General features: G+C 62.1%; 21 protein-coding genes. 18 read left to right on the top strand and 3 right to left on the bottom strand.

The genetic code is table 11. The annotated features are described in order from the left end of the window. Position 1: 1 nt before the first annotated feature. The 17 genes from PGR6_RS02020 (at position 2) to PGR6_RS01940 (ending at position 16339) form a co-directional block, all read left to right on the top strand. Positions 2-256 carry an acyl carrier protein gene (locus PGR6_RS02020; protein WP_007936741.1) on the top strand — a complete coding sequence of 85 codons (255 nt, stop codon included), beginning with the start codon at positions 2-4 and terminating at the stop codon, positions 254-256. Further along, the gene (locus PGR6_RS02015; protein WP_018928589.1) at positions 253-798 is read left to right on the top strand and encodes a membrane protein; all 546 of its coding nucleotides are present in this window, start codon (positions 253-255) and stop codon (positions 796-798) included. Before PGR6_RS02020 ends, PGR6_RS02015 begins: the two co-directional genes overlap by 4 nt. Continuing rightward, positions 795-2477: an acyl-CoA synthetase family protein gene (locus PGR6_RS02010; RefSeq protein ID WP_064615947.1), complete on the top strand. Its 1683-nt coding sequence runs from the start codon at positions 795-797 to the stop codon at positions 2475-2477. The genes PGR6_RS02015 and PGR6_RS02010 overlap by 4 nt, the downstream gene beginning before the upstream one ends. Then, positions 2470-3204 (top strand): glycosyltransferase family 2 protein, encoded by a 735-nt coding sequence (locus tag PGR6_RS02005; protein ID WP_018928591.1) that lies wholly within the window; start codon positions 2470-2472, stop codon positions 3202-3204. Before PGR6_RS02010 ends, PGR6_RS02005 begins: the two co-directional genes overlap by 8 nt. Continuing rightward, complete coding sequence (locus PGR6_RS02000) at positions 3201-4148, top strand: LpxL/LpxP family acyltransferase (protein WP_018928592.1); 948 nt, start codon at positions 3201-3203, stop codon at positions 4146-4148. The genes PGR6_RS02005 and PGR6_RS02000 overlap by 4 nt, the downstream gene beginning before the upstream one ends. Continuing rightward, the gene (locus tag PGR6_RS01995; RefSeq protein ID WP_064615945.1) at positions 4129-5673 is read left to right on the top strand and encodes an HAL/PAL/TAL family ammonia-lyase; all 1545 of its coding nucleotides are present in this window, start codon (positions 4129-4131) and stop codon (positions 5671-5673) included. The genes PGR6_RS02000 and PGR6_RS01995 overlap by 20 nt, the downstream gene beginning before the upstream one ends. Then, positions 5666-6091 carry an acyl-CoA thioesterase gene (locus PGR6_RS01990; RefSeq protein ID WP_018928594.1) on the top strand — a complete coding sequence of 142 codons (426 nt, stop codon included), beginning with the start codon at positions 5666-5668 and terminating at the stop codon, positions 6089-6091. Before PGR6_RS01995 ends, PGR6_RS01990 begins: the two co-directional genes overlap by 8 nt. A 146-nt stretch (positions 6092-6237) precedes the next feature. Continuing rightward, on the top strand, positions 6238-6804 hold the full coding sequence (locus tag PGR6_RS01985) for an outer membrane lipoprotein carrier protein LolA (protein WP_064615943.1): 567 nt from the start codon (positions 6238-6240) through the stop codon (positions 6802-6804). Then, positions 6788-9127, top strand: coding sequence for an MMPL family transporter (locus PGR6_RS01980; protein WP_018928596.1), 2340 nt, complete (start codon positions 6788-6790; stop codon positions 9125-9127). The genes PGR6_RS01985 and PGR6_RS01980 overlap by 17 nt, the downstream gene beginning before the upstream one ends. Next, the gene (locus tag PGR6_RS01975) at positions 9124-10284 is read left to right on the top strand and encodes a hypothetical protein (RefSeq protein ID WP_064615941.1); all 1161 of its coding nucleotides are present in this window, start codon (positions 9124-9126) and stop codon (positions 10282-10284) included. Before PGR6_RS01980 ends, PGR6_RS01975 begins: the two co-directional genes overlap by 4 nt. Then, entirely contained in the window at positions 10271-11518 is a 1248-nt protein-coding gene (locus tag PGR6_RS01970) for an NAD(P)/FAD-dependent oxidoreductase (protein ID WP_064615939.1), read from the top strand. Before PGR6_RS01975 ends, PGR6_RS01970 begins: the two co-directional genes overlap by 14 nt. Further along, positions 11515-12240, top strand: coding sequence for a class I SAM-dependent methyltransferase (locus PGR6_RS01965; protein ID WP_064615937.1), 726 nt, complete (start codon positions 11515-11517; stop codon positions 12238-12240). Before PGR6_RS01970 ends, PGR6_RS01965 begins: the two co-directional genes overlap by 4 nt. Then, a complete protein-coding gene (locus PGR6_RS01960) occupies positions 12240-12737 on the top strand; it encodes a DUF3261 domain-containing protein (RefSeq protein WP_019581872.1) in 498 nt (165 codons plus the stop codon). The genes PGR6_RS01965 and PGR6_RS01960 overlap by 1 nt, the downstream gene beginning before the upstream one ends. Next, complete coding sequence (locus tag PGR6_RS01955; protein ID WP_064615935.1) at positions 12734-13930, top strand: beta-ketoacyl-[acyl-carrier-protein] synthase family protein; 1197 nt, start codon at positions 12734-12736, stop codon at positions 13928-13930. The genes PGR6_RS01960 and PGR6_RS01955 overlap by 4 nt, the downstream gene beginning before the upstream one ends. After that, positions 13927-14385 (top strand): hotdog family protein, encoded by a 459-nt coding sequence (locus PGR6_RS01950; protein ID WP_018928602.1) that lies wholly within the window; start codon positions 13927-13929, stop codon positions 14383-14385. Before PGR6_RS01955 ends, PGR6_RS01950 begins: the two co-directional genes overlap by 4 nt. Continuing rightward, positions 14385-15113, top strand: coding sequence for a 3-oxoacyl-ACP reductase FabG (fabG, locus tag PGR6_RS01945; RefSeq protein WP_018928603.1), 729 nt, complete (start codon positions 14385-14387; stop codon positions 15111-15113). The genes PGR6_RS01950 and fabG overlap by 1 nt, the downstream gene beginning before the upstream one ends. Further along, on the top strand, positions 15113-16339 hold the full coding sequence (locus PGR6_RS01940) for a beta-ketoacyl-ACP synthase (RefSeq protein WP_018928604.1): 1227 nt from the start codon (positions 15113-15115) through the stop codon (positions 16337-16339). Before fabG ends, PGR6_RS01940 begins: the two co-directional genes overlap by 1 nt. Positions 16340-16723: 384 nt before the next feature. On the opposite strand, the gene PGR6_RS01935 is transcribed toward PGR6_RS01940, so the two are convergent. After that, positions 16724-17620: a LysR family transcriptional regulator gene (locus PGR6_RS01935; RefSeq protein ID WP_064615933.1), complete on the bottom strand. Its 897-nt coding sequence runs from the start codon at positions 17618-17620 to the stop codon at positions 16724-16726. 118 nt (positions 17621-17738) lie between these two features. Here PGR6_RS01935 and PGR6_RS01930 point away from each other — a divergent pair, with 118 nt between their 5' ends. Next, on the top strand, positions 17739-19013 hold the full coding sequence (locus PGR6_RS01930; protein WP_064621188.1) for an MFS transporter: 1275 nt from the start codon (positions 17739-17741) through the stop codon (positions 19011-19013). Between the two features lie 69 nt (positions 19014-19082). Here PGR6_RS01930 and hemE read toward each other — a convergent pair whose 3' ends face one another. Next, complete coding sequence (gene hemE, locus PGR6_RS01925) at positions 19083-20150, bottom strand: uroporphyrinogen decarboxylase (RefSeq protein WP_018928609.1); 1068 nt, start codon at positions 20148-20150, stop codon at positions 19083-19085. Positions 20151-20383: 233 nt separating this feature from the next. Beyond that, positions 20384-21802: an FAD-dependent oxidoreductase gene (locus PGR6_RS01920; protein ID WP_007936832.1), complete on the bottom strand. Its 1419-nt coding sequence runs from the start codon at positions 21800-21802 to the stop codon at positions 20384-20386.

The following is a 21802-nucleotide window of genomic DNA, read 5'->3' as shown; positions in this document are numbered from 1 at the left end:
CATGCAAACTCGTGACGATATTTTCAACACCCTGCGCGATGCTCTGGTCGAACTCTTCGAGCTGGACCCCGAGCGCATCAGCCTGGAATCCAACCTGTACCAGGATCTGGAAATCGACAGCATCGATGCGGTCGACCTGATCGATCACATCAAACGCCAGACCGGCAAGAAAATCGCCGCCGAAGAATTCAAATCGGTGCGTACCGTCAGCGACGTGGTCGAGGCGGTTTACCGTCTGGTTCAGCCCGCCGCATGAGCCGACTGATTGGCCTTGGCCTGCTGCTCGCAGGCCTGTTGTACCCCTTTGCGGTGTATTTCGGCATGGAGCATTTTGCCCCGTGGCAGTTCGGTCTGCTGCTGGGCAGCCTGTGGCTGGCGCGAGCGCTGACCGGCGAACGGCGCCCCGGCAGCCTGTGGATGTCCACGGTCGCCATCGCCTTCTGCCTGCTGCTGGCAGCGTTCGACAGCCCGGTGCTGCTGCGCTGGTACCCGGTGCTGATCAGCGCGTTCATGCTGGTGCTGTTCGGTCTTAGCCTGAAATACGGCCCGCCGATGGTCGAACGCCTGGCCCGCCTGCGAGAACCGGATTTACCGCCCAGGGCCATTCGCTACACCCGCCAGGTGACCATTGCCTGGAGCGTGTTTTTTCTCTGCAACGGTTTGTGCGCCGCCGCCCTGACCCTTTGGGCGCCGCTGAGCTGGTGGATGTTGTACACCGGCCTGATCTCCTATGGATTGATCGGCCTGATGTTTGCCATTGAATGGCTGATACGACAACGGGTACGAGGCCACCCATGAATTGGATAAAACTTGAGCAACTGCTGCTCAAGGCTCAGCCGGAGCGTGCCGTGACGGCCGAGCCGGCGTTGAATCACGCGCAATTGTGCGACCGGGCCCTGAGCCTGGCTGCCGGCCTGCAAGCCCAGGGTGTGCAGCGCATCGCCGTGCACCTTGAAGACGCCGCCGACCTGGCCATTGCCCTGCTCGGCGCCTGGCGTGCCGGGATCAGCGTACTGCTGCCCGCCGACCTGCAAGCGCAGACGCGCCAGCGCTGGTCGACCGAGGTCGATCTGTGGCTGACCGATCAGACCGACGATGCGCACCTGAGCGATTATCGGCATCCGCCGCTACCAGCCCACCCGCTGGACCTGGATCGTTGTCAGCTGAGCCTGTGCACCTCAGGCTCCAGTGGCGAACCCAAGCGCATCGACAAAACCCTGCGCCAACTGGCCAATGAAGTCGAAGCGCTGGAGCACTTGTGGGGCGCAGATCTGGGCGAAGCCTGCATCATCGGCAGCGTCGCCACCCAGCACATCTACGGCTTGCTGTTTCGGGTGCTGTGGCCGCTGTGCGCCGGGCGTTCGTTCGTGCGCAAGCAACTGGCTTTCCCGGAAGACTTGCAACGCGCCAGCCGCGAACACCCGGCCTTCGCCTGGGTCGCCAGCCCGGCATTGCTCAAGCGCATGGGCGACAACCTCGACTGGCCAGCGCTGAGCGCAGTGCGCCGAGTGTTCTCCTCCGGTGGCGCGTTACCCGCCGAAGCCTCGCAAAGCCTTTACGAACGCCTGCAACAATGGCCGACCGAGATCCTCGGCAGCTCGGAAACCGGCGGCATCGCCTGGCGTCAGGGCCAGGATCTCTGGCAGCCCTTCGCCGGCGTGGAGCTGAGCCAGGACAGCGATGGCGCCCTGCTTATCGCATCGCCATACCTGCCGGCAGGTCATATCGAACACACCGCCGATGCCGCGCGCATCGCAGCCGACGGCCGTTTCGAGCTGTTGGGGCGGCTGGACCGGATCGTCAAACTGGAAGAAAAACGTATCTCGCTACCCATGCTCGAACACGCGCTGATGGCGCACGCCTGGGTCGCCGAAGCGCGCCTGGGAGTGGTTCAGGAAAACCGCGCCTCATTGGGGGCGTTGCTGGTGCTCAGCGAGCGAGGTATGCACGCGTTGCGCAATCAGGGACGACGCAGCCTCACGCAAGCGTTGCGTCAGCATCTGAGCCAGCACTGTGAAACGCTGGCCCTGCCACGACGCTGGCGCCTGTTGCGGCAGTTGCCGCTGAACGCGCAGGGCAAACTGCCCCAGGCTGAGGTTGAAGCCTTGCTGCTGGCGCCCCGCCCAAAGGCGCCGCAAGTGCTGGAGCAGGTCGAAGCCGATGGTGAGTGGAGCCTGCAACTGGCCGTCCCGCCGGACCTGGCGTATTTCAGCGGACACTTTCCCCGGGCCCCGGTATTGCCCGGCGTGGTGCAAGTGGAGTGGGCAATGAGCCTGGGCCAACAATTGATGGACCTGCCGGCAAAGTTCGCCGGCATGGAAGTGCTGAAATTCCAGCAACTGGTGCGCCCTGGCGATGAAATCCAGTTGCACCTGCGCTTCGACCCGGTGCGCGGCAAATTGTATTTCGCCTATCGCAACGAAACCGCCACCTGCTCCAGCGGGCGGATTTTGCTGGAGGCTGCCAGCGATGCATAACCCCTGCGCCATAATCCCGGTCTACAACCACGAAACCGCCATCACTGCCGTGGTCGATGCGCTGCTAGCCTGTGACCTGCCATGCATTCTGGTGGACGATGCCAGTAGCCCCGCCTGCGCCAAGGTACTCGACCAACTGGCGCAGCGCGACAGGGTTTATCTGATCCGGCTCACCATCAATCAGGGCAAGGGCGGCGCAGTGATGACCGGTCTGCGGGAGGCTTCGCGCCTGGGCTTCAGCCATGCCTTGCAGGTGGACGCCGACGGCCAGCACGACCTGCAAGACGTCAAAGTCTTCATCGAATACTCACGCAACCATCCCGAGGCGGTGATCTGCGGCTATCCGCAATACGACGCCAGCGTGCCGAAAGGTCGTTTGTACGCGCGCTACCTGACTCACGTCATGGTCTGGATCAACACCCTGTCACTGCAGATTCGCGACTCGATGTGCGGCTTCCGTGTCTATCCGTTACCGCCAACCCTGGCACTGATCGACTCGGCCAGGATCGGCAAGCGCATGGACTTCGACTCCGACATCCTGGTGCGCCTGGCCTGGCGCAATCTGCCGATGCAGTGGCTGAAAACCAGGGTCCATTACCCTCTGGATGGCGTTTCACATTTCCGTCTGTTCTACGACAACGTACTGATTACGAGCATGCACACCCGGCTGTTCTTCGGCATGTTGCTGCGAGCACCGGTGATCCTCTGGCGACGGTGGCGGGCATGAACGGCAACGCAGACAAACAGCACTGGGCCGACCGCCAGGAGCGTGGCAGTTTCTGGTTGATGAAGTTCACCGCATTCTGCGCAAAGGTCCTGGGCCGACGCCTGCTGAGCCCGCTGCTCTACGGCATCGTGCTGTACTTTTTCCTGTTCGGACGCAGCGCCCGCCAAAGCGCCTGGCAATACCAGCAGCGGCTCGCCGACTGGAGCGGGCGCAGCGAATTGCGTCCGACTCATTGGCGGGTGTTCGGCCAGTTCATGGCCTTCGCCGATTCCATGCTCGACAAACTCGACGTGTGGAACGGCAAGCTGAGCATCGAGCAGATCGAAATCATCGACCCGGCGCTGCTGCGCAATAAACTGCGCGGCACACGCGGGCAGATGCTGGTGGGCGCGCACCTGGGCAATCTCGAGGTTTGCCGGGCACTGGCCGAGATCGGCGAGAAAGTCACCATGAACGTGCTGGTGCACACCAAGCACGCCGAGCAGTTCAACCGCCTGCTGGGCGAAGCCGGGGCAACCAATCTGCGGCTGATCCAGGTCAGCGAGCTCGACCCGGTGATCATGTTGCAACTGCATGAGCGCCTGGAGCGCGGCGAGTGGCTGGCAATTGCCGGCGACCGCGTGCCGCTGCATGGCGGGCGCAGCGTGACGGTGGATTTTCTCGGTCACCAGGCAGCGTTCCCGCAAGGCCCGTGGCTGCTGGCCGGTTTGCTGAAATGCCCGGTCAATCTGCTGCTGTGCCTGAAGAAGCCCACGGGCGACTATCGACTGACCCTCGAACCGTTCACCGAGGCGGTGGTGTGGAAACGCAGCGAGCGCGAACAGGTCATTCATCAGTGGGCTTCGCGCTATGCCGAACGCCTGGGTCACTATTGCCTCGAAGCGCCCCAACAATGGTTCAACTTTTACCCTTTCTGGAAGACCGATGACGACGCCAACGCTTGAGCCGGTAACCTTCGGCGAACTCCCTTTGTGCATCGAAGACGTGCTGGCCCTGGCCAACCGTCAGGTGCCGACGCAGTTGCAGGGCAACCCCGAGTTTCGCCAGCGCATTGCCAAGGGTCCGCAGTTCCTTGACTCCCTGCTGGACAAGGAAGGCGTGATCTATGGCGTGACCACCGGTTATGGCGATTCCTGTGTGGTGGCGGTGCCGCTGCACCACGTCGAAGCCCTGCCTCGTCATCTGTACACATTCCACGGCTGCGGCCTGGGCAAACTGCTCGATGCCCAGGCCACCCGTGCGGTGCTGGCGGCACGTTTACAGTCGCTGTGCCAGGGCGTGTCCGGGGTACGCGTGGAGTTGCTGGAGCGCCTGCAAGCGTTCCTCGAACACGACATCCTGCCGCTGATTCCGGAAGAAGGTTCCGTGGGCGCCAGCGGTGATCTGACGCCGCTGTCCTACGTCGCCGCAGCCTTGTCCGGCGAGCGCGAAGTGATGTTCCGCGGCGAACGCCGGCAAGCGGCTGATGTGCACAAGGAACTGGGTTGGCAACCGCTGGTATTGCGCCCCAAGGAAGCCCTGGCGCTGATGAACGGCACCGCCGTGATGACCGGCCTTGCGTGCCTGGCTTACGCCCGTGCCGATTACCTGCTGCAACTGGCCACGCGCATCACCGCGCTGAACGTGGTCGCTTTGCAGGGCAACCCGGAGCACTTCGACGAGCGCCTGTTCGCCGCCAAACCCCATCCAGGGCAGATGCAAGTTGCCGCGTGGCTGCGCAAGGATCTGGCGATCGACGCGCCGACCGCGCCGCTGCATCGCCTGCAAGACCGTTACTCCCTGCGTTGCGCACCACACGTGCTCGGTGTGCTGGCCGACAGTCTGAACTGGCTGCGCTCGTTCATCGAGATCGAACTCAACAGCGCCAACGACAACCCGATCATCGACGCCGAAGCCGAACGCGTGCTGCACGGCGGGCACTTCTACGGCGGCCACATTGCGTTCGCCATGGACAGCCTGAAAAACCTGGTGGCCAACGTCGCCGACTTGCTCGACCGTCAACTCGCGCTGCTGGTGGACGAACGCTACAACCATGGCTTGCCGAGCAACCTGTCCGGCGCCACCGCCGACCGTGCGATGCTCAATCACGGCTTCAAGGCCGTGCAGATCGGCACCAGCGCCTGGACCGCCGAAGCCCTGAAAAACACCATGCCGGCCAGCGTCTTCTCGCGCTCCACCGAGTGCCACAACCAGGACAAAGTCAGCATGGGCACCATCGCTGCCCGCGACGCCATCCGCGTGCTGGAGCTGACCGAACAGGTTGCCGCCGCCACGCTGCTGGCCGCCAATCAAGGCGTGTGGCTGCGCGGCCAGGCTGAAGACGCGCGTCCACTGCCACCGGCCCTGGCCGCGATGCACGAGGAATTGGCCAAGGACTTCCCGCCGGTCATCGAAGACCGTGCCCTGGAAGGCGAATTGCGCCTGTGCCTGCAACGCATCGCCGAGCAACACTGGAGGCTGCATGCGTAGCAAGGGAGTGCTTCACACCGATACGGAAATCCTCGTCCCGTTCTTTGACGTCGACACCATGAACGTGGTCTGGCACGGCCATTACGTCAAATACCTGGAAGTCGCCCGCTGTGCGCTGCTGGACAGGATCGGCCACAACTACGACGCCATGGTTGCGTCGGGTTACGCCTGGCCGGTGATCGACTTGCAGTTGCGCTATGTACGCGGCGCCGTGTTCGGCCAGAAGCTGAATGTGCGCGCCAGCCTGGTGGAATGGGAGAACCGACTGAAGATCAATTACCTGATCAGCGATCTCGCAACTGGCGAACGTCTGACCCGCGCTGTTTCAGTGCAGGTTGCCGTCGACATGAGCAGCCGCGAAATGCAGTTGGCTTCGCCCAAGGTGTTTACCGACGCGGTTGAAAGGGTGCTGCCATGAATTTGCGATTCCTTTGTAGCAGCTGGCGAAGCCTGCGTTCGACTGCGCAGCAGTCGCCACCGGATATGCCTGAACGACGGCTTCGCCGCCGGACGCAGCCTCGCAGGCTCGGCAGCTGCTACGGGATTGGTGTGAGCTTGATATTTATGCTGGGCTTTTCATCGTTGGCCCAGGCCTTCGATCTCCAGCAACTGAGCGATCAACTGGCCAAACCCGATGTGATCCACGGCAACTTCATCCAGGAAAAACACCTGCGCGCCCTGCCCCAGCCGCTGACCAGCAAGGGCACCTTCGTTCTGGCGAAAAATCACGGCCTGCTCTGGCTGCTGAAAACGCCGCTGCAACAGGATTACCGCATCAGCGACAAGGGCATTGCCCGGCGGGATGCCAGCGGCTGGCAAATGCTGCCGAACAAGAGTGCCGGCGCCGAACAGAACCGTTTGTTCCTCGCCGTGCTGCAAGGCGACAGCAGTGGCCTGCAACGGGATTTCGAGCTGTCGTTGAGTGGCGATGCGCAGAACTGGAAACTGACCCTGACCCCGCGTTCGATGCTGCTCAAACAGGTGTTCAATCAGATCAACATTGACGGCGGCGAACTGGTACACAACATCGAACTGCTCGAAACCCAGGGTGACCGAACCCTGTTGCGCATGCAGGACAGCACCAGCGCCCAACCTTTGAGCGATGCGGAGCAACATGACTTTGCCGAGTGAACGGATGCTGCCGCGGCTGTTCCTGGTCCTGCTGCTGGCGGTGCTCGCACTCGCCGGTTGGCAGTGGCGCGACGGCACTCCGCTGTCGGCCAACCTGATGGAACTGGTGCCAGGCACCGCGCCGGACGCACTGGAGTTGCGCGCCGAACAACGCATGCAAGAACCGCTGAACCGGGAAATGCTGGTGCTGGTCGGCCATAAAGACCGTCAGCAAGCCATCGCCATGGCGCAAAAACTCGGTGAACAGTGGCAAGCCAGCGGCGTGTTCGAAAAGGTCCAGTGGAACCTGCAAGCCGACTTGCCAGCGCTGCGCACGCAATTGCTGCAAGGCCGACTGGCGATGCTGTCCGCGGCCGACCGTCAGCAACTCATCGAGCATCCCGACGCCTTTATCCAGCAACGGGTACAAGCCCTGTTCGACCCCTTCACCGGGTTCAGCCTGGTGCCGAGCCAGGATGACTGGCTCGGCCTGACCGGGCGCATCCAGAACAGCCAGCCACAGCGCGGTTCGGTGCAGTTGGACATCGGCAGCGGCGTGCTGGTCGCCGATGCCGACGGCAAGAGCTGGGTGATGCTGCGGGCGCGAACCGTCGGCAACGCATTCGACATGAACCTGCCGCTGCAAGTGGCTGACCTGCTCCAGCACAGTCGCGAAGAAGCCGCCCAGGCGGATGTGCAACTGCTCGCTGCCAGCGGCCTGCTGTATGCCGCCAGCGGTCAACGGCAAGCCGCGCGCGAGATCACCTGGGTCGGTGGCGGCGCCACGATGGGGATTTTGTTGCTGCTGTTGCTGGCCTTCCGGCGTTGGCGGGTGGTGCTGGCGTTCGTCCCGGTGCTGGTGGGCATGCTGTTCGGCGCGGTGGCCTGCGTGGCACTGTTCGGTCAGATGCATGTGATGACGCTGGTGCTGGGCTCAAGCCTGATCGGCGTGGCGGTGGATTACCCACTGCATTACCTGTCGAAAAGCTGGAGCCTGAAACCCTGGCACAGTTGGCCGGCGTTGCGCCTGACCCTGCCAGGGCTGACGCTGAGCCTGATCACCAGTTGCATCGGCTACCTGGCCCTGGCCTGGACGCCGTTCCCTGCCCTGACCCAGATTGCCGTGTTCTCCGCCGCTGGCCTGCTCGGCGCTTATCTGTCAGCGGTGTGCCTGCTGCCGGCGCTGCTCAAGGGCGCGCAACTGCGTCCGGCGCAATGGCCGATGCGCATTGCCGAGTCTTTGCTGGCGCTGCGTGAATCGCTGCTCAAATACGTACGCACGCCGGTGTTGCTGGCGCTGTTGATCGCGTTCTGTGTTGGCGGTCTGTTGCAGTTGCAAACAAAAAACGACATTCGCCAATGGGTCGGCGCACCGCAGCAACTGACGGACGAAGCCCAGACCATTGCGCGCATCACCGGCTATCAACCCACCAGCCAGTTTTTCCTGGTGCGCGCGGCCAATCAGCAGGAGTTGCTCGAACGCCAGACGGCACTGAGCGAGCGCCTGGATCAGTTGGTCAACCTGGAAAAACTCCAGGGCTACCTGTCGCTCAACCAGTTGGTCAGCCCGCCGAGCGAACAGCGCAAAGTGCGTGATGCTCTGGGCAAGCTGCCGCAGTTCTGGCAACCGTTGCTCGAGCTTGGCGTGCCTGCCGACGCGCTGCAAGCCGAGTTGGTGAAGCTACAGGCGCTGCCCACCGAAGATATCGATGCGGCCCTGGCCGGCCCATTGGCCGAGCCCTACCGCACCCTGTGGCTGGGGCCGACCGATAACGGCGTGGCCGCGATGGTCAGCCTGCAAGGTTTGAACAATCCGGCGTTGTTGCGGGTCCAGGCGCTGGACTTGCCGGGTGTGCAACTGGTCGACCGCCTCGGCGACCTGAACAAGGTATTTGCCGCAACTCAAATCAGCGCCGCTGAATTGAAACTCGCCTCCTGCGTATTGATCGTGCTGGTGCTGATTCTGCCATTCGGTCTCGGTGGCGCACTGCGAATTGTCTCCCTGCCACTACTGGCGGCCCTGTGCAGCCTGGCAAGCCTCGGCTGGCTCGGGCAGCCGCTGACGCTGTTCAGCCTGTTCGGCCTGCTGCTGGTGACAGCCATCAGCGTCGACTACGCGATCCTCATGCGCGAGCAGATCGGCGGCGCCGCCGCGAGCCTGTTGGGCACCATGCTGGCAGCCGCAACCACATGGCTATCGTTTGGCCTGCTGGCGGTGTCCAGCACACCGGCGGTGAGCAACTTCGGCCTATCGGTGAGCCTCGGCCTAGCGTACAGCTTCATCCTGGCGCCGTGGGCCGGACGCCAAGTCCACACCGCCCCGGTTGCGGAGCCAGCAGCATGATGGTCGCGGCGTTCTGGGTCATGGCCCTGGTGTTGTTCGCCATGGCCACCCACGTCGGTCGACGTTTCGGTCTGATTCCGATCGTCAGCCAGTTGTTGCTGGCAACCTTCGGCCTGCCGCTGCTGATGTATTTCTGGATCGAACCAGGCTGGCATCTCAGCGGTGCCGACCTGATCTCGCCGGGTTGGCTGAAGAACCTCTACAGCCTGAGCTTTGCCTTGCTGCTGGGGCACATCCTCAGCGACGTGATCGACCTGCGACTGGATCGCCAGAGCCTGAAAATCGCCCTGCCGAGTTTCTGCATTCCCTTTGCCTGCGGGCTGGCGACAGCGGTCTGGTTACTGCCGCCACAGCCGTGGATCAGCTCGCTGGCGGTCGGTCTGTTGTTCGCCATCACCGCGATTCCGGTGTTGTACCTGTACCTGCGACACATCAACTACCCGCCCGCCGCCACCCGACGCCTGGTGCAGACCGCGATCCTGATCGACCTGACTTGCTGGACCCTGTTCGCGTTCGCCCAAGGCAGCCTGCACCTGAGCAGCCTCTTGCTGCCGCTGGCAGGCGCCTGTCTGCCGTTATTGCTGCGACTGCTCGGGTTGCGCCAGCCGTTGCTGCACAGCGGCTGCTTCTTCGCGCTGCTGGTGGTCGCCGAGCACTTCAAGCTCAATGCGCTGATTTTCGGCATCGGTTACCTGCTGTGCATGGCCGTGCTCAAGGTGTCGCTGGTACTGCCATTGCCAACGGCGTGGATGAGTCGTTTGCAGACCTGGATCGCCATCCCGTTGATCCTCACGTTCGGCATCGTGCAGATCAACGTGCACAGCGCCCTCGACAATCTCGGTGGGGTGCAACTGGCCGCGCTCCTGTTGTTGCCGATCGCCAGCAAATTGTTGGGCAACTGGCTGGGCCTCGGCTGGGCCGGCGTCTCGTTTGAAGGTGCCAGCCGCTGGCGGGAAAGCCTTTTACTGAATATCCGCGGCTTGAGCGAGATCGTCTTTCTCAACCTGCTGCTGCAACAACAACTCATCAGCCCCGAGCTGTATTTCGCGCTGATGTTGATGGGCCTGGTCGCAACCCTGCTGCCGGCACTCGCCGGCATGCACCGAATCCCTTTGAACATCGCCGCCCCGGCAAGGAGCACCCGTGCCAACAGTTGAAATGGAACGTCGTCAGGTGGTGGTGATCGGTGCCGGCCCCTCGGGCGCCATCGCCGCCGCGCTGCTCAAGCGCAAAGGCCATGATGTGCTGATGATCGAACGCCAGCATTTCCCGCGGTTTTCCATCGGTGAAAGCCTGCTGTCCCACTGCCTGGATTTCGTCGAAGAAGCCGGCATGCTCGACGCGGTCAATGCGGCCGGTTTCCAATTGAAGAACGGTGCGGCATTCGCCTGGGGCGATCAGTACAGCACCTTCGATTTCGGTGAGACGTTCAGCAACGGCAAGCCGACGACCTTCCAGGTCCAGCGCGCCGACTTTGACAAACTGCTGGCCGATCAGGCTGAACTGCAGGGAGTCGACGTCCGTTACGGCGAAGCCATCGTCAGCGTTGATTTCAGCTTGGCGAAACCGCAGCTCGATGTGCTTCGCGAAGATGGCAGCCAATACCGCGTCGAGGCCGATTTCGTGCTCGATGCCAGCGGCTACGGTCGCGTACTGCCACGCTTGCTGGACCTTGAGGCACCGTCGAACTTTCCGGTGCGTCAGGCGGTGTTCACCCACGTCGAAGACTGTATCGACAGCCCGGCTTTCGAACGGGAAAAAATCCTCATTACCACCCATCCGACCCAGCGCGACATCTGGTTCTGGACCATCCCGTTCAGCAACGGTCGCTGCTCGGTGGGCGTCGTGGCAGCCGCCGAACACTTCGCAGGCCGCACCGAGAATCTGGACGACTGCCTGCGCGGCTTTATCGCTGAAACGCCAAGCCTGGCCGGGGTGCTGAACAATGCGGTGTGGGATACCCCCGCGCGGACCATCGGCGGTTATTCGGCCAACGTCAAAACCCTGCATGGCCCTGGCTTCGTCTTGTTGGGCAATGCCGCGGAATTTCTCGACCCGGTGTTCTCCTCCGGCGTGACCATCGCCATGCGTTCGGCGAGCATGGCCGCCGGGGTGCTGCACCGCCAACTGCAAGGTGAAAGCGTCGACTGGCAGACCGAATTCGCCGAACCGCTCAAGCGCGGCGTCGATACCTTCCGTTGCTACGTCGAGGGCTGGTACGCAGGGACTTTTCAGGATGTGATTTTCTATCAGGGCGGTACAGAGGATATTCGCCGCATGATCAGCTCGATCCTCGCGGGTTATGCCTGGGATGAACGCAACCCGTTCGTCAGCGAAGCCAAACGTCGACTGCGGATGATCTCAGACCTGTGCGCCAGGGAAGCGACATGAGTTATTTGAGCGACAACTACGTCGAAGAAACCCGTTTCGGCTTCTGGTTCCTGCGCAGCCACACCTGGCAGCACCATGTATTGCGAGTGGCGATCAATGACTTGCGCAGCCTGTTCAGCACACCGTTGCCCAGCAATCCGGTCTTGCTGGACGCCGGGTGCGGCCAGGGCAAATCGTTCCAGTACCTGCGCCAGACCTTCGCGCCCAAGCATCTGATCGGACTGGATGCCGACCCTCACAGCCTGAACCTGAGCGGCGAAGAAGCGGCCCGCCAGGGCATGGAGGTAGAGCTGATCGGCAGTGACTGCGCGAGCATTAAAGTGCCGGACGCCAGTGTCGATCTGCTGTTCTGCCACCAGACCTTCCATCATCTTGTCGAGCAGGATCAGGCCCTGGCCGAGTTCTATCGGGTGCTCAAGCCGGGCGGTTATCTGCTGTTCGCCGAGTCCACCGAGGCTTACATTGATACGTGGGTGATTCGCTGGTTGTTCCGCCACCCGATGCACGTGCAAAAGAGTGCCGCCGGCTACCTGGAGATGATTCGTCGGCAGGGTTTTGAATTTAGCCCGAAAAACGTGTCTTACCCTTACTTGTGGTGGAGTCGCGCCAAGGATTTCGGCCTGCTTGAACGCTTCGGCTTGCGCCAGCCAAAACCCTTTGGCCAACGGGAAGAAACCCTGGTCAATGTGGTCGCGCGCAAGCCCCTTGAAGAGAGTGTCTGATGATCCGCTTGCTGCTTCTGGGTTGTGTCCTGCTGCTGAGCGCCTGCGCCAGCCAGACGCCGCTGCCCGAGCGAACCCCGAACCTGGCGTTGCCACTGCAACTGCATATCGAACGGCAGATGGCCGAGCAGCGTCAGGACTGGCTCCTGGTGATCCAGCGTGAAGGCCCGGGCATTCGCTGGTCGATGATGGACCCGTTGGGGATTCCCGTGGCACGACAGAAACTGATCGATGGCCAATGGCAAGCCGACGGTCTGCTACCACCCAATCCGGAAGCCCGGGAGCTGTTCGCCGCCCTGTTGTTTGCATTGACCCCCGAAGGCGAGTTGCACGGCAACTATCCCGCCGCCCGACAGCATGACGGGCAACGGTCATTGTCAGCGCGCTGGAATATCCGCTATTCACAACCAAGTCTTTCGCAACCACCGAGCTTTGAATTGAACGTGTCCCAAGGCCCGCATTATCGCGTCACCCCGTTAGGCGAAAACACGCCATGACCGCTTACCTGAATGCCCTCGGGGTAATCTGCGCCCTCGGCCGCGACAAGCAGGAAGTCGCCCGCAACCTGTTTGCCGGCGATTGCTCGGGCATACGCAACGAGGCCGGCTGGGTCGCGGAGCGCTCGTTGCCAGTGGCGGCGGTGCGTGGTGAGCTGGCACCGATTCCGGCTGAGCTGGCTCATCAAAGCAGTCGCAACAACCAATTGCTGCTGGAGGCCGCGCTGCAAATTCGCCAAGACATCGAGCAGGCGATCCAGACCTACGGCCGCGACCGTATCGGCGTCATTCTGGGCACCAGCACCTCAGGCATCGACGAAGCCAGCCGCGGCCTGGCCCATTACATCCGCGAACATCACTTCCCGGCCGATTATGACTATCAGCAGCAAGAGCTCGGCGCTCCGGCGACGTTTCTCGCCGACTGGCTGCAATTGAGCGGCCCGGCCTATGTGATCTCCACCGCCTGCACCTCCAGCGCCCGCGCGCTGATGAGTGCCCAGCGGCTGCTCGACCTGGGCATGTGCGATGCCGTGTTGTGCGGTGGTGTCGACAGCTTGTGCAAGCTGACCCTCAACGGTTTCTCGGCCCTGGAAGCGGTGTCCGAGCAACGCTGCAACCCGTTTTCGGCGAACCGCAACGGCATCAATATCGGCGAAGCCGCGGTGCTGTTCCTGATGAGCAAAACCGCCGGCAGCAGCCAACCGATTGCTTTGCTCGGCAGTGGCGCCAGCTCCGATGCACACCATATTTCCGCGCCGGAACCCACCGGCCGTGGCGCCCGGCAAGCCATGCACAAAGCCTTGAGCCGCGCAGGCCTGCAACCCCAACAGATCAGCTATCTGAACCTGCACGGCACCGCCACCCAACACAATGACGCCATGGAAAGCCTGGCTGTGACGGCGCTGTTTCCACAAGGCGTGCCTTGCTCATCGACCAAACCGATGACCGGCCATACCCTCGGCGCCGCTGGTGCCCTGGAAGCGGCGTTCTGCTGGTTGAGCCTGAGCGCGGATAACCACGAGCATGCCCTGCCGCCCCATGTCTGGGACGGGCAGCCCGACCCCGAGTTGCCGGCGTTGCATTGGGTGACCCCGACCGACCACCTGACGTCCATTGCACCCCGCTACCTAATGAGTAATTCCTTTGCCTTTGGTGGCAATAACGTCAGCCTGATTATCGGAGACGCCTCATGATTACCTGGCCGCTCGCCGAATTGCTGCCCCATGCCGGCGACATGATCCTCATCGATCAGATCCTGTCGTTCGACGACGAGCAGATCTATACCCGACTCACCGTCAAACCCGGCGGCCTGTTCAATCGCCCCGACGGCAGTCTGCCGGCCTGGGTCGGCATCGAGCTGATGGCCCAGAGCGTCGCCGCTTATGCCGGTTGCCATGCGCGCCAGAAAGGCAATGCGGTGGAACTGGGCTTCCTGCTCGGCAGCCGCAAATTCGAATGCAACGTGGAACACTTCCCCGCCGGCACCGAGCTGACTATCCACGGGATACGCTCGCTGGAAGACGATAACGGCATGGGCGTATTCGAATGCCACATCACCGCCCCCGGCATCCACGCGACCGCTCGGTTGAACGTGTTCCGCCCGCCTCAAGCCGCTCAATATCTGCATGAATCCCAAGGAGTCGAGTGATGACTGAATCCGTACTGGTCACCGGCTCCAGCCGTGGTATTGGCCGCGCCATCGCACTGCGTCTGGCCCGAGCGGGGCATGACATCGTGCTGCACTGCCGCAGCGGCTTGGCGGACGCCGAAGCCGTCAAAGCCGAAGTGGAAACCTTGGGCCGCAACGCGCGCATCCTGCAATTCGACGTCAGCAACCGCGCCAGCTGCAAAGCGATCCTTGAAGCCGATGTCGAAGCCCATGGCGCCTATTACGGCGTGGTGCTCAACGCTGGCCTGACCCGCGACGGTGCTTTTCCGGCCCTGAGCGAGGAGGATTGGGATGTGGTGATGCGCACCAACCTCGACGGTTTCTACAACGTGCTGCACCCGGTGATGATGCCGATGATCCGTCGTCGCGCCGCCGGACGGATTGTCTGCATTACTTCGGTGTCCGGGCTGATCGGCAATCGCGGGCAGGTCAATTACAGCGCGTCCAAGGCCGGTCTGATCGGCGCGGCCAAGGCATTGGCGATTGAGCTGGGCAAGCGCAAAATCACGGTTAACTGTGTCGCACCCGGCCTGATCGACACGGCGATGCTCGATGAAAACGTGCCGGTGGAAGAACTGATGAAAATGATCCCCGCACAACGCATGGGCACCCCGGAAGAGGTGGCCAGCGCAGTGAATTTCCTGATGTCGGCGGAAGCTTCGTACATCACCCGGCAGGTTCTGGCCGTCAACGGAGGCCTGTGCTGATGAAGCGCGTCGTCGTCACCGGCATGGCCGGCATCACCTCACTGGGCAGCGACTGGGACACCATCGCCGCCAACTTCGCCGCCAACCGCAGCGGCATTCGTCGCATGCACGAGTGGGATCGCTTTACCGAACTCAATACCCGCCTGGCCGGGCCGATAGACGACTTCGAGGTGCCCGGCCACTGGACGCGCAAGCAACTGCGCAGCATGGGCCGGGTATCGCGGCTGGCAGTCGGCGCTGCAGAACAGGCCCTGGCGGACGCCGGGCTGCTGGGTGATGAGTCGATCAAAGACGGGCGCATGGGCGTGTCCTGCGGCTCGTCCACCGGCAGCACCGACGAGATCAAGGCGTTCGGCAAAATGTTGCTCAATTCGGTGGCCGAAGGCCTGAACGCCAACTCCTACGTGCGGATGATGCCGCACACCACGGCAGCGAATATCAGCATCTTCTTCGGCCTCACCGGCCGACTGATCCCGACCTCCAGTGCCTGCACCAGCGGTAGCCAGGGCATCGGTTACGCCTACGAGTCGATCAAGTTCGGCCGCCTGCCGCTGATGCTCGCCGGCGGCGCCGAAGAGCTGTGCCCGACCGAAGCCATGGTGTTCGATGCGCTCTACGCCACCAGCCTGAAAAACGATGCCCCGCAAACCAGTCCGCGCCCTTACGACAGCGGCCGCGATGGCCTGGTCATCGGTGAGGGCGGCGGCATGCTGGTACTCGAAGAACTCGAACACGCCCTGGCACGTGGCGCCCGCATCCACGCCGAGATCGTCGGTTTCGGCAGCAACGCCGACGGCCAGCATGCCACCCGCCCCGAGCTGATCACCATGCGCCGGGCCATGGAGCTGGCTTTGGAAGACGCCGGGCTCGACCCAAGCGCCATCGGCTATGTAAATGGTCACGGTACGGCGACAGAACAGGGTGACATTGCCGAAACACTGGCGACCAACAGTTTGTTCGGCGAACACATGCCGATCAGCTCGCAGAAGAGCTTCCTCGGCCACACCCTGGGAGCCTGCGGCGCGCTGGAGTCCTGGTTCAGCATCGAAATGATGAACCGCGACCTGTACGTGCACACCTTCAACCTCGATGAGGTCGATCCGCAGTGCGGCAAGCTCGATTACCTGCGCGGCGAATTCCGGCAGATGAGCAACCAGTACGTGATGAACAACAACTTCGCTTTTGGTGGGGTCAACACCTCGTTGATCTTCCGCCGCTGGTCGTAAACGAGCCACGCAGGGGCGATCATTACCGGGGTTGCGCTGAAAGGGGATTTGGCGAAGGTTCAGTAACGCCAGAATCGACAAAGGGCGCCTTTCGGCGCCCTTTCACAAACAGGTCGGCTTGTCATCGCCCGGTACCTGCCTGGCTCTGCGATGGCTGGTTACCCAGGATCCTCAGAGTCTCACAAGCCCCTTTCGGGAACGCGGGCAGTATTGCTTGAAACTTAACGGGAGACAACGGGTGGCGACTCGCCCAACTGTGCCACCTCTGATGGCATCACAGGCCAAGAGCGTTGCGTACCGCGGCTTTGATTGCGTAAAACTCAGATAAATCACTAGGACGGATCCATTACTTGAAGTGTCCTGAGTGCGGTGATTTGCTCGCTTTCACTTCCCTTCAACCTTACGCGTCAACAACTCCACAAACGCCTTGGCCATCGGCGACTTCTGATCCTTGCGCTGCACCAGCCACACCGCCGAAATCGCCTCTGGATCGAGCAATGGCCGATACACCACGCCATCAATGCGCATCCGCTGATAAGACGCTGGCAACACCGATACCCCCAAACCCGCCGCCACCAGCCCGATGATGGTCATCGCCTCGCCCGCCTCCTGGGCAAAGTGCGGGCTGAAGCCGGCGTCCCGCGCCAGGCTGAGCAGTTGTGCGTACAGACCGCTGCCATAGCTGCGCGGGAAAAATACGAACGGCTCGAGGGCCAGAGCGGACAGGAACAGACCTTCTTCGCTGCCATCCACCAGCGGATGCTTGGAGCTGAGCACCGCCACCAATGGCTCACGCATCAGTTCCACCACGCTAAGGGAGTCCGGCAAGCCCAACGGGCGCATGATGCCGACCTCGATCGACTCGTCCACCAGCGCATCGGCCACTTGGGTGCTGCTCATTTCCCGCAGGTTCAGGTGCACCGCCGGGAAGCGTTGGCGAAATGAGAAAATCGCCTGGGGAATGGTCGAGTTGAACGGCGCCGACGAGGTGAAGCCGATCTTCAGTTCACCCAATTCACCAAGTTGTGCCCGCCGAGCCACATCCGCCGCTTTGTCGACCTGCGCCAGCACCAGCCGCGCCTCTTCCAGAAACAGCCGACCGGCCTCACTCAGCTCGACCCGACGATTGGTCCGCTCGAACAGACGCGCCCCCACTTCCTGTTCCAGCGCCTGAATCTGCTGGCTCAGCGGCGGCTGCGAGATGCCCAGCACTTGGGCGGCGCGGCCGAAATGCAGTTCTTCGGCGACGGCAATGAAGTAGCGCAGGTGACGCAATTCCATGAAAACTCCATTAGGTCGTTAAACCTATCAAACAGGTCGAACAATATATTGGATAGAAACATTAGCCAGCTATATGATTTTTTCATTGCCTGACCGGCTGCGTCCTCCGAGGTCCGAAGTGAAAACTGCTGTCGCCCCACTCGCCCATGAAATCCCGCCCGCCGCGCTGAATGATGTCGTCGCTGAACACAACGAGATCTACATCGAGAAAGGCACACCGATGTTTATGCGCACGGTGCTGGCGCTGTTCTCCGGAGGCTTCGCGACCTTTGCCCTGCTCTACTGCGTACAGCCGATGATGCCGCTGCTGTCCCGCGAGTTTTCCATCAATGCGGCCCAGAGCAGCCTGATCCTGTCGGTCGCCACCGGCCTTCTCGCCATCGGCTTGCTGATCACCGGCCCCATCTCCGATCGCATCGGGCGTAAACCGGTGATGGTCGCCGCACTGTTCGCCGCCGCACTGTGCACCATGGCCAGTGCGATGATGCCGAGCTGGCAAGGCGTGCTGGTGATGCGGGCGCTGGTCGGGCTGTCGTTGAGCGGTCTGGCGGCGGTGGCGATGACTTACCTGAGCGAAGAGATCCACCCGCAGCACATTGGCCTGGCCATGGGCTTGTACATCGGCGGCAATGCCATCGGCGGCATGTGTGGACGCTTGATCGTCGGGGTGCTGATCGACTTCGTCAGCTGGCACACGGCAATGCTGGTCATCGGCGGCCTGGCGCTGATTGCCGCCGCGGTGTTCTGGAAAATCCTCCCCGAATCGCGCAACTTCCACGCCCGCTCGCTGCACCCGCGTAGCCTGCTCGACGGCTTCACCATGCACTTTCGCGACGCCGGCCTGCCACTGCTGTTTGTCGAAGCGTTCGTGCTGATGGGCGCGTTCGTTACCCTGTTCAACTACATCGGCTATCGCCTGCTGGCCGAGCCGTATCACATGGACCAGGCCTTCGTCGGGCTACTCTCGGTGGTGTACCTGTCGGGCATCTACAGCTCGGCGAAAATCGGCGCCCTGGCCGACCAGCTCGGCCGGCGCAAAGTGCTCTGGGCAACCATTGTGGTGATGCTCGCGGGCCTTGCGTTGACGATGTTTACGCTCCTGCCAGTAGTGATCTTCGGCATGCTGGTCTTCACCTTCGGCTTCTTCGGCGCGCATTCGGTGGCCAGCAGCTGGATCGGTCGTCGCGCGACCAAGGCCAAGGGGCAGGCGACGTCGTTGTACCTGTTCAGCTATTACGCCGGGTCGAGTATCGCGGGTACGGCGGGCGGTATGGCCTGGCATCTGGGTGGCTGGAACGGGATCGGGCTGTTCATCAGCGGATTGCTAGTGATTGCGCTGTTGGTGGCGTTGAAATTGGCGAAGTTGCCGCCGTTGGAGAATTTGAAAGCTTAAGGCTGCGATCTTTTTGATTTTGATGCAAAAACGCCCGGCAAATGCCGGGCGTTTTTTATCGGGCGACGATCACTCGTGATACTGCGCCGACAGCTCATGCACCGCGCGCAAGAAAGCGCCTGCGTGCTCCGGATCGACTTCCGGGGTAATGCCATGGCCGAGGTTGAACACGTGGCCACTGCCCTTGCCGTAGCTGGCGAGGATCCGACCGACTTCGGCGCGGATGGCTTCTGGCTTGGCGTAAAGCACGGTCGGGTCCATGTTGCCTTGCAGGGCGACTTTGTTGCCGACGCGCTGGCGGGCCTCACCGATGTCGCAAGTCCAGTCCAGGCCTAGCGCATCAGCGCCGGCGTCGGCGATGCTTTCCAGCCACAGGCCGCCATTCTTGGTGAACAGGATGACCGGCACTTTGCGGCCTTCATGTTCGCGGATCAGGCCGCTGACGATTTTGCGCATGTAGGCCAGGGAGAATTCCTGGTACGCCGCCGCCGAGAGATTTCCGCCCCAGGTGTCGAAGATCTGCACTGCTTGTGCGCCGGCCAGGATCTGGCCATTGAGGTACGAGGTGACCGACTGCGCAAGCTTGTCCAGCAGCAGGTGCATGGCTTGCGGGTTGTCGTAGAGCATGGCCTTGGTCTTGCGGAAGTCTTTCGACGAACCGCCTTCAACCATGTAGGTGGCCAGGGTCCATGGGCTGCCGGAAAAACCGATCAGCGGCACACGGCCGTTCAGTTCGCGGCGGATGGTGCTGACTGCGTCCATGACGTAGCCGAGGTCTTTCTGTGGATCAGGAATCGGCAAGGCTTCGATGTCGGCCAAGGTGCTGACGACTTTCTTGAAGCGTGGACCTTCACCGGTCTCGAAGTACAGGCCCTGGCCCATGGCATCGGGGATGGTCAGGATGTCGGAGAAGAGGATCGCCGCGTCCAGTTGCGGATAGCGGTCGAGCGGTTGCATCGTGACTTCGCAAGCGAACGCCGGGTTCATGCACAGGCTCATGAAGTCACCGGCCTTGGCACGGCTGGCGCGGTATTCCGGCAGGTAGCGACCGGCCTGACGCATCATCCACACTGGGGTGACGTCTACGGGTTGCTTGAGCAGGGCGCGAAGGAAACGGTCGTTCTTCAGGGCAGTCATGTCGGCATCCGGAAAAAAAGTGCGGGCATTTTCTCAGAGCGCGACGCAAAAGGCACGGCAAGAGCCGATCCTTTTGTCTATCGGGTCAATTTGTCGCGGTGAAATGCAGACTTTGCAGCACCACAAAACACTGTAGGAGCCGGCTTGCTGGCGATTCAGACGACGCGGTGTATCAGGTACACCGCGTTATCGTTCATCGCCAGCAAGCCGGCTCCTACAGGGTCAGGCGTCGATCAGACGCCCAGGTAATCCAGGATTCCTTCGGCGGCATTGCGGCCTTCGAAGATCGCCGTCACCACCAGGTCGGAACCGCGCACCATGTCACCACCGGCGAAGATTTTCGGGTTGCTGGTCTGGTGCTTGTACTGGCCTTGCTCCGGCGCCACGACGCGGCCCTGGCTGTCGGTCTGGATGCTGAACTGCTCGAACCACGACGCCGGGCTTGGACGGAAACCAAACGCGATGACCACGGCGTCGGCCGGGATGATCTCTTCGGAACCCGGGATCGGCTCGGGGCTGCGACGGCCACGGGCATCCGGCTCGCCGAGACGGGTCTCGACCACCTTCACGCCTTCGACACGGTCTTCACCGACGATTGCGATCGGCTGGCGGTTGTAGAGGAATTTCACGCCTTCTTCCTTGGCGTTCTTCACCTCTTTGCGCGAGCCCGGCATGTTCGCTTCGTCACGACGATAGGCACAGGTCACCGCCTTGGCGCCCTGACGAATGGAGGTACGGTTGCAGTCCATCGCCGTGTCGCCGCCACCCAGCACCACCACTTTCTTGCCTTTCATGTCGACGAAATCTTCCGGCGACTTTTCAAAGCCCAGGTTGCGGTTGACGTTGGCGATCAGGAAGTCCAGCGCGTCGTGCACGCCTGGCAGGTCCTCGCCGGCGAAGCCGCCCTTCATGTAGGTGTAGGTGCCCATGCCCATGAAGACCGCATCGAATTCTTCGAGCAGTTGTTCCATGGTCACGTCCTTGCCCACTTCGGTGTTCAGGCGGAACTCGATGCCCATGCCGGTGAAGACTTCGCGGCGATTGCTCAGCACGGTCTTTTCCAGCTTGAACTCGGGAATGCCGAAGGTCAGCAGACCGCCGATTTCCGGGTTCTTGTCGAACACCACCGGCGTCACGCCGCCACGCACCAGCACGTCGGCACAGCCCAGGCCCGCAGGGCCCGCACCGATTACCGCAACACGCTTGCCGGTCGGCTTGACCTTGGACATGTCCGGGCGCCAGCCCATGGCGAACGCGGTGTCAGTGATGTACTTCTCGACCGAACCGATGGTCACTGCACCGAAACCGTCATTGAGGGTGCAGGCACCCTCGCACAGACGATCCTGCGGGCACACCCGGCCGCAGACTTCCGGCAGGGTGTTGGTCTGGTGCGACAGCTCGGCGGCCTGGAGGATGTTGCCCTCGGCCACCAATTTGAGCCAGTTGGGAATGAAGTTGTGCACCGGGCACTTCCATTCGCAATACGGGTTACCGCAGCCCAGGCAGCGGTGGGCCTGGTCGGCCGACTGCTGGGGTTTGAACGGTTCGTAGATTTCCACGAACTCTTTCTTGCGTTGACGCAACAGTTTCTTCTTCGGATCCTTGCGCCCGACATCGATGAACTGGAAGTCGTTATTCAGACGTTCAGCCAT

Source organism: Pseudomonas sp. GR 6-02 (genome assembly GCF_001655615.1).
GTDB lineage: Bacteria > Pseudomonadota > Gammaproteobacteria > Pseudomonadales > Pseudomonadaceae > Aquipseudomonas.
This window is presented reverse-complemented; position numbering and strand designations above follow the sequence as displayed.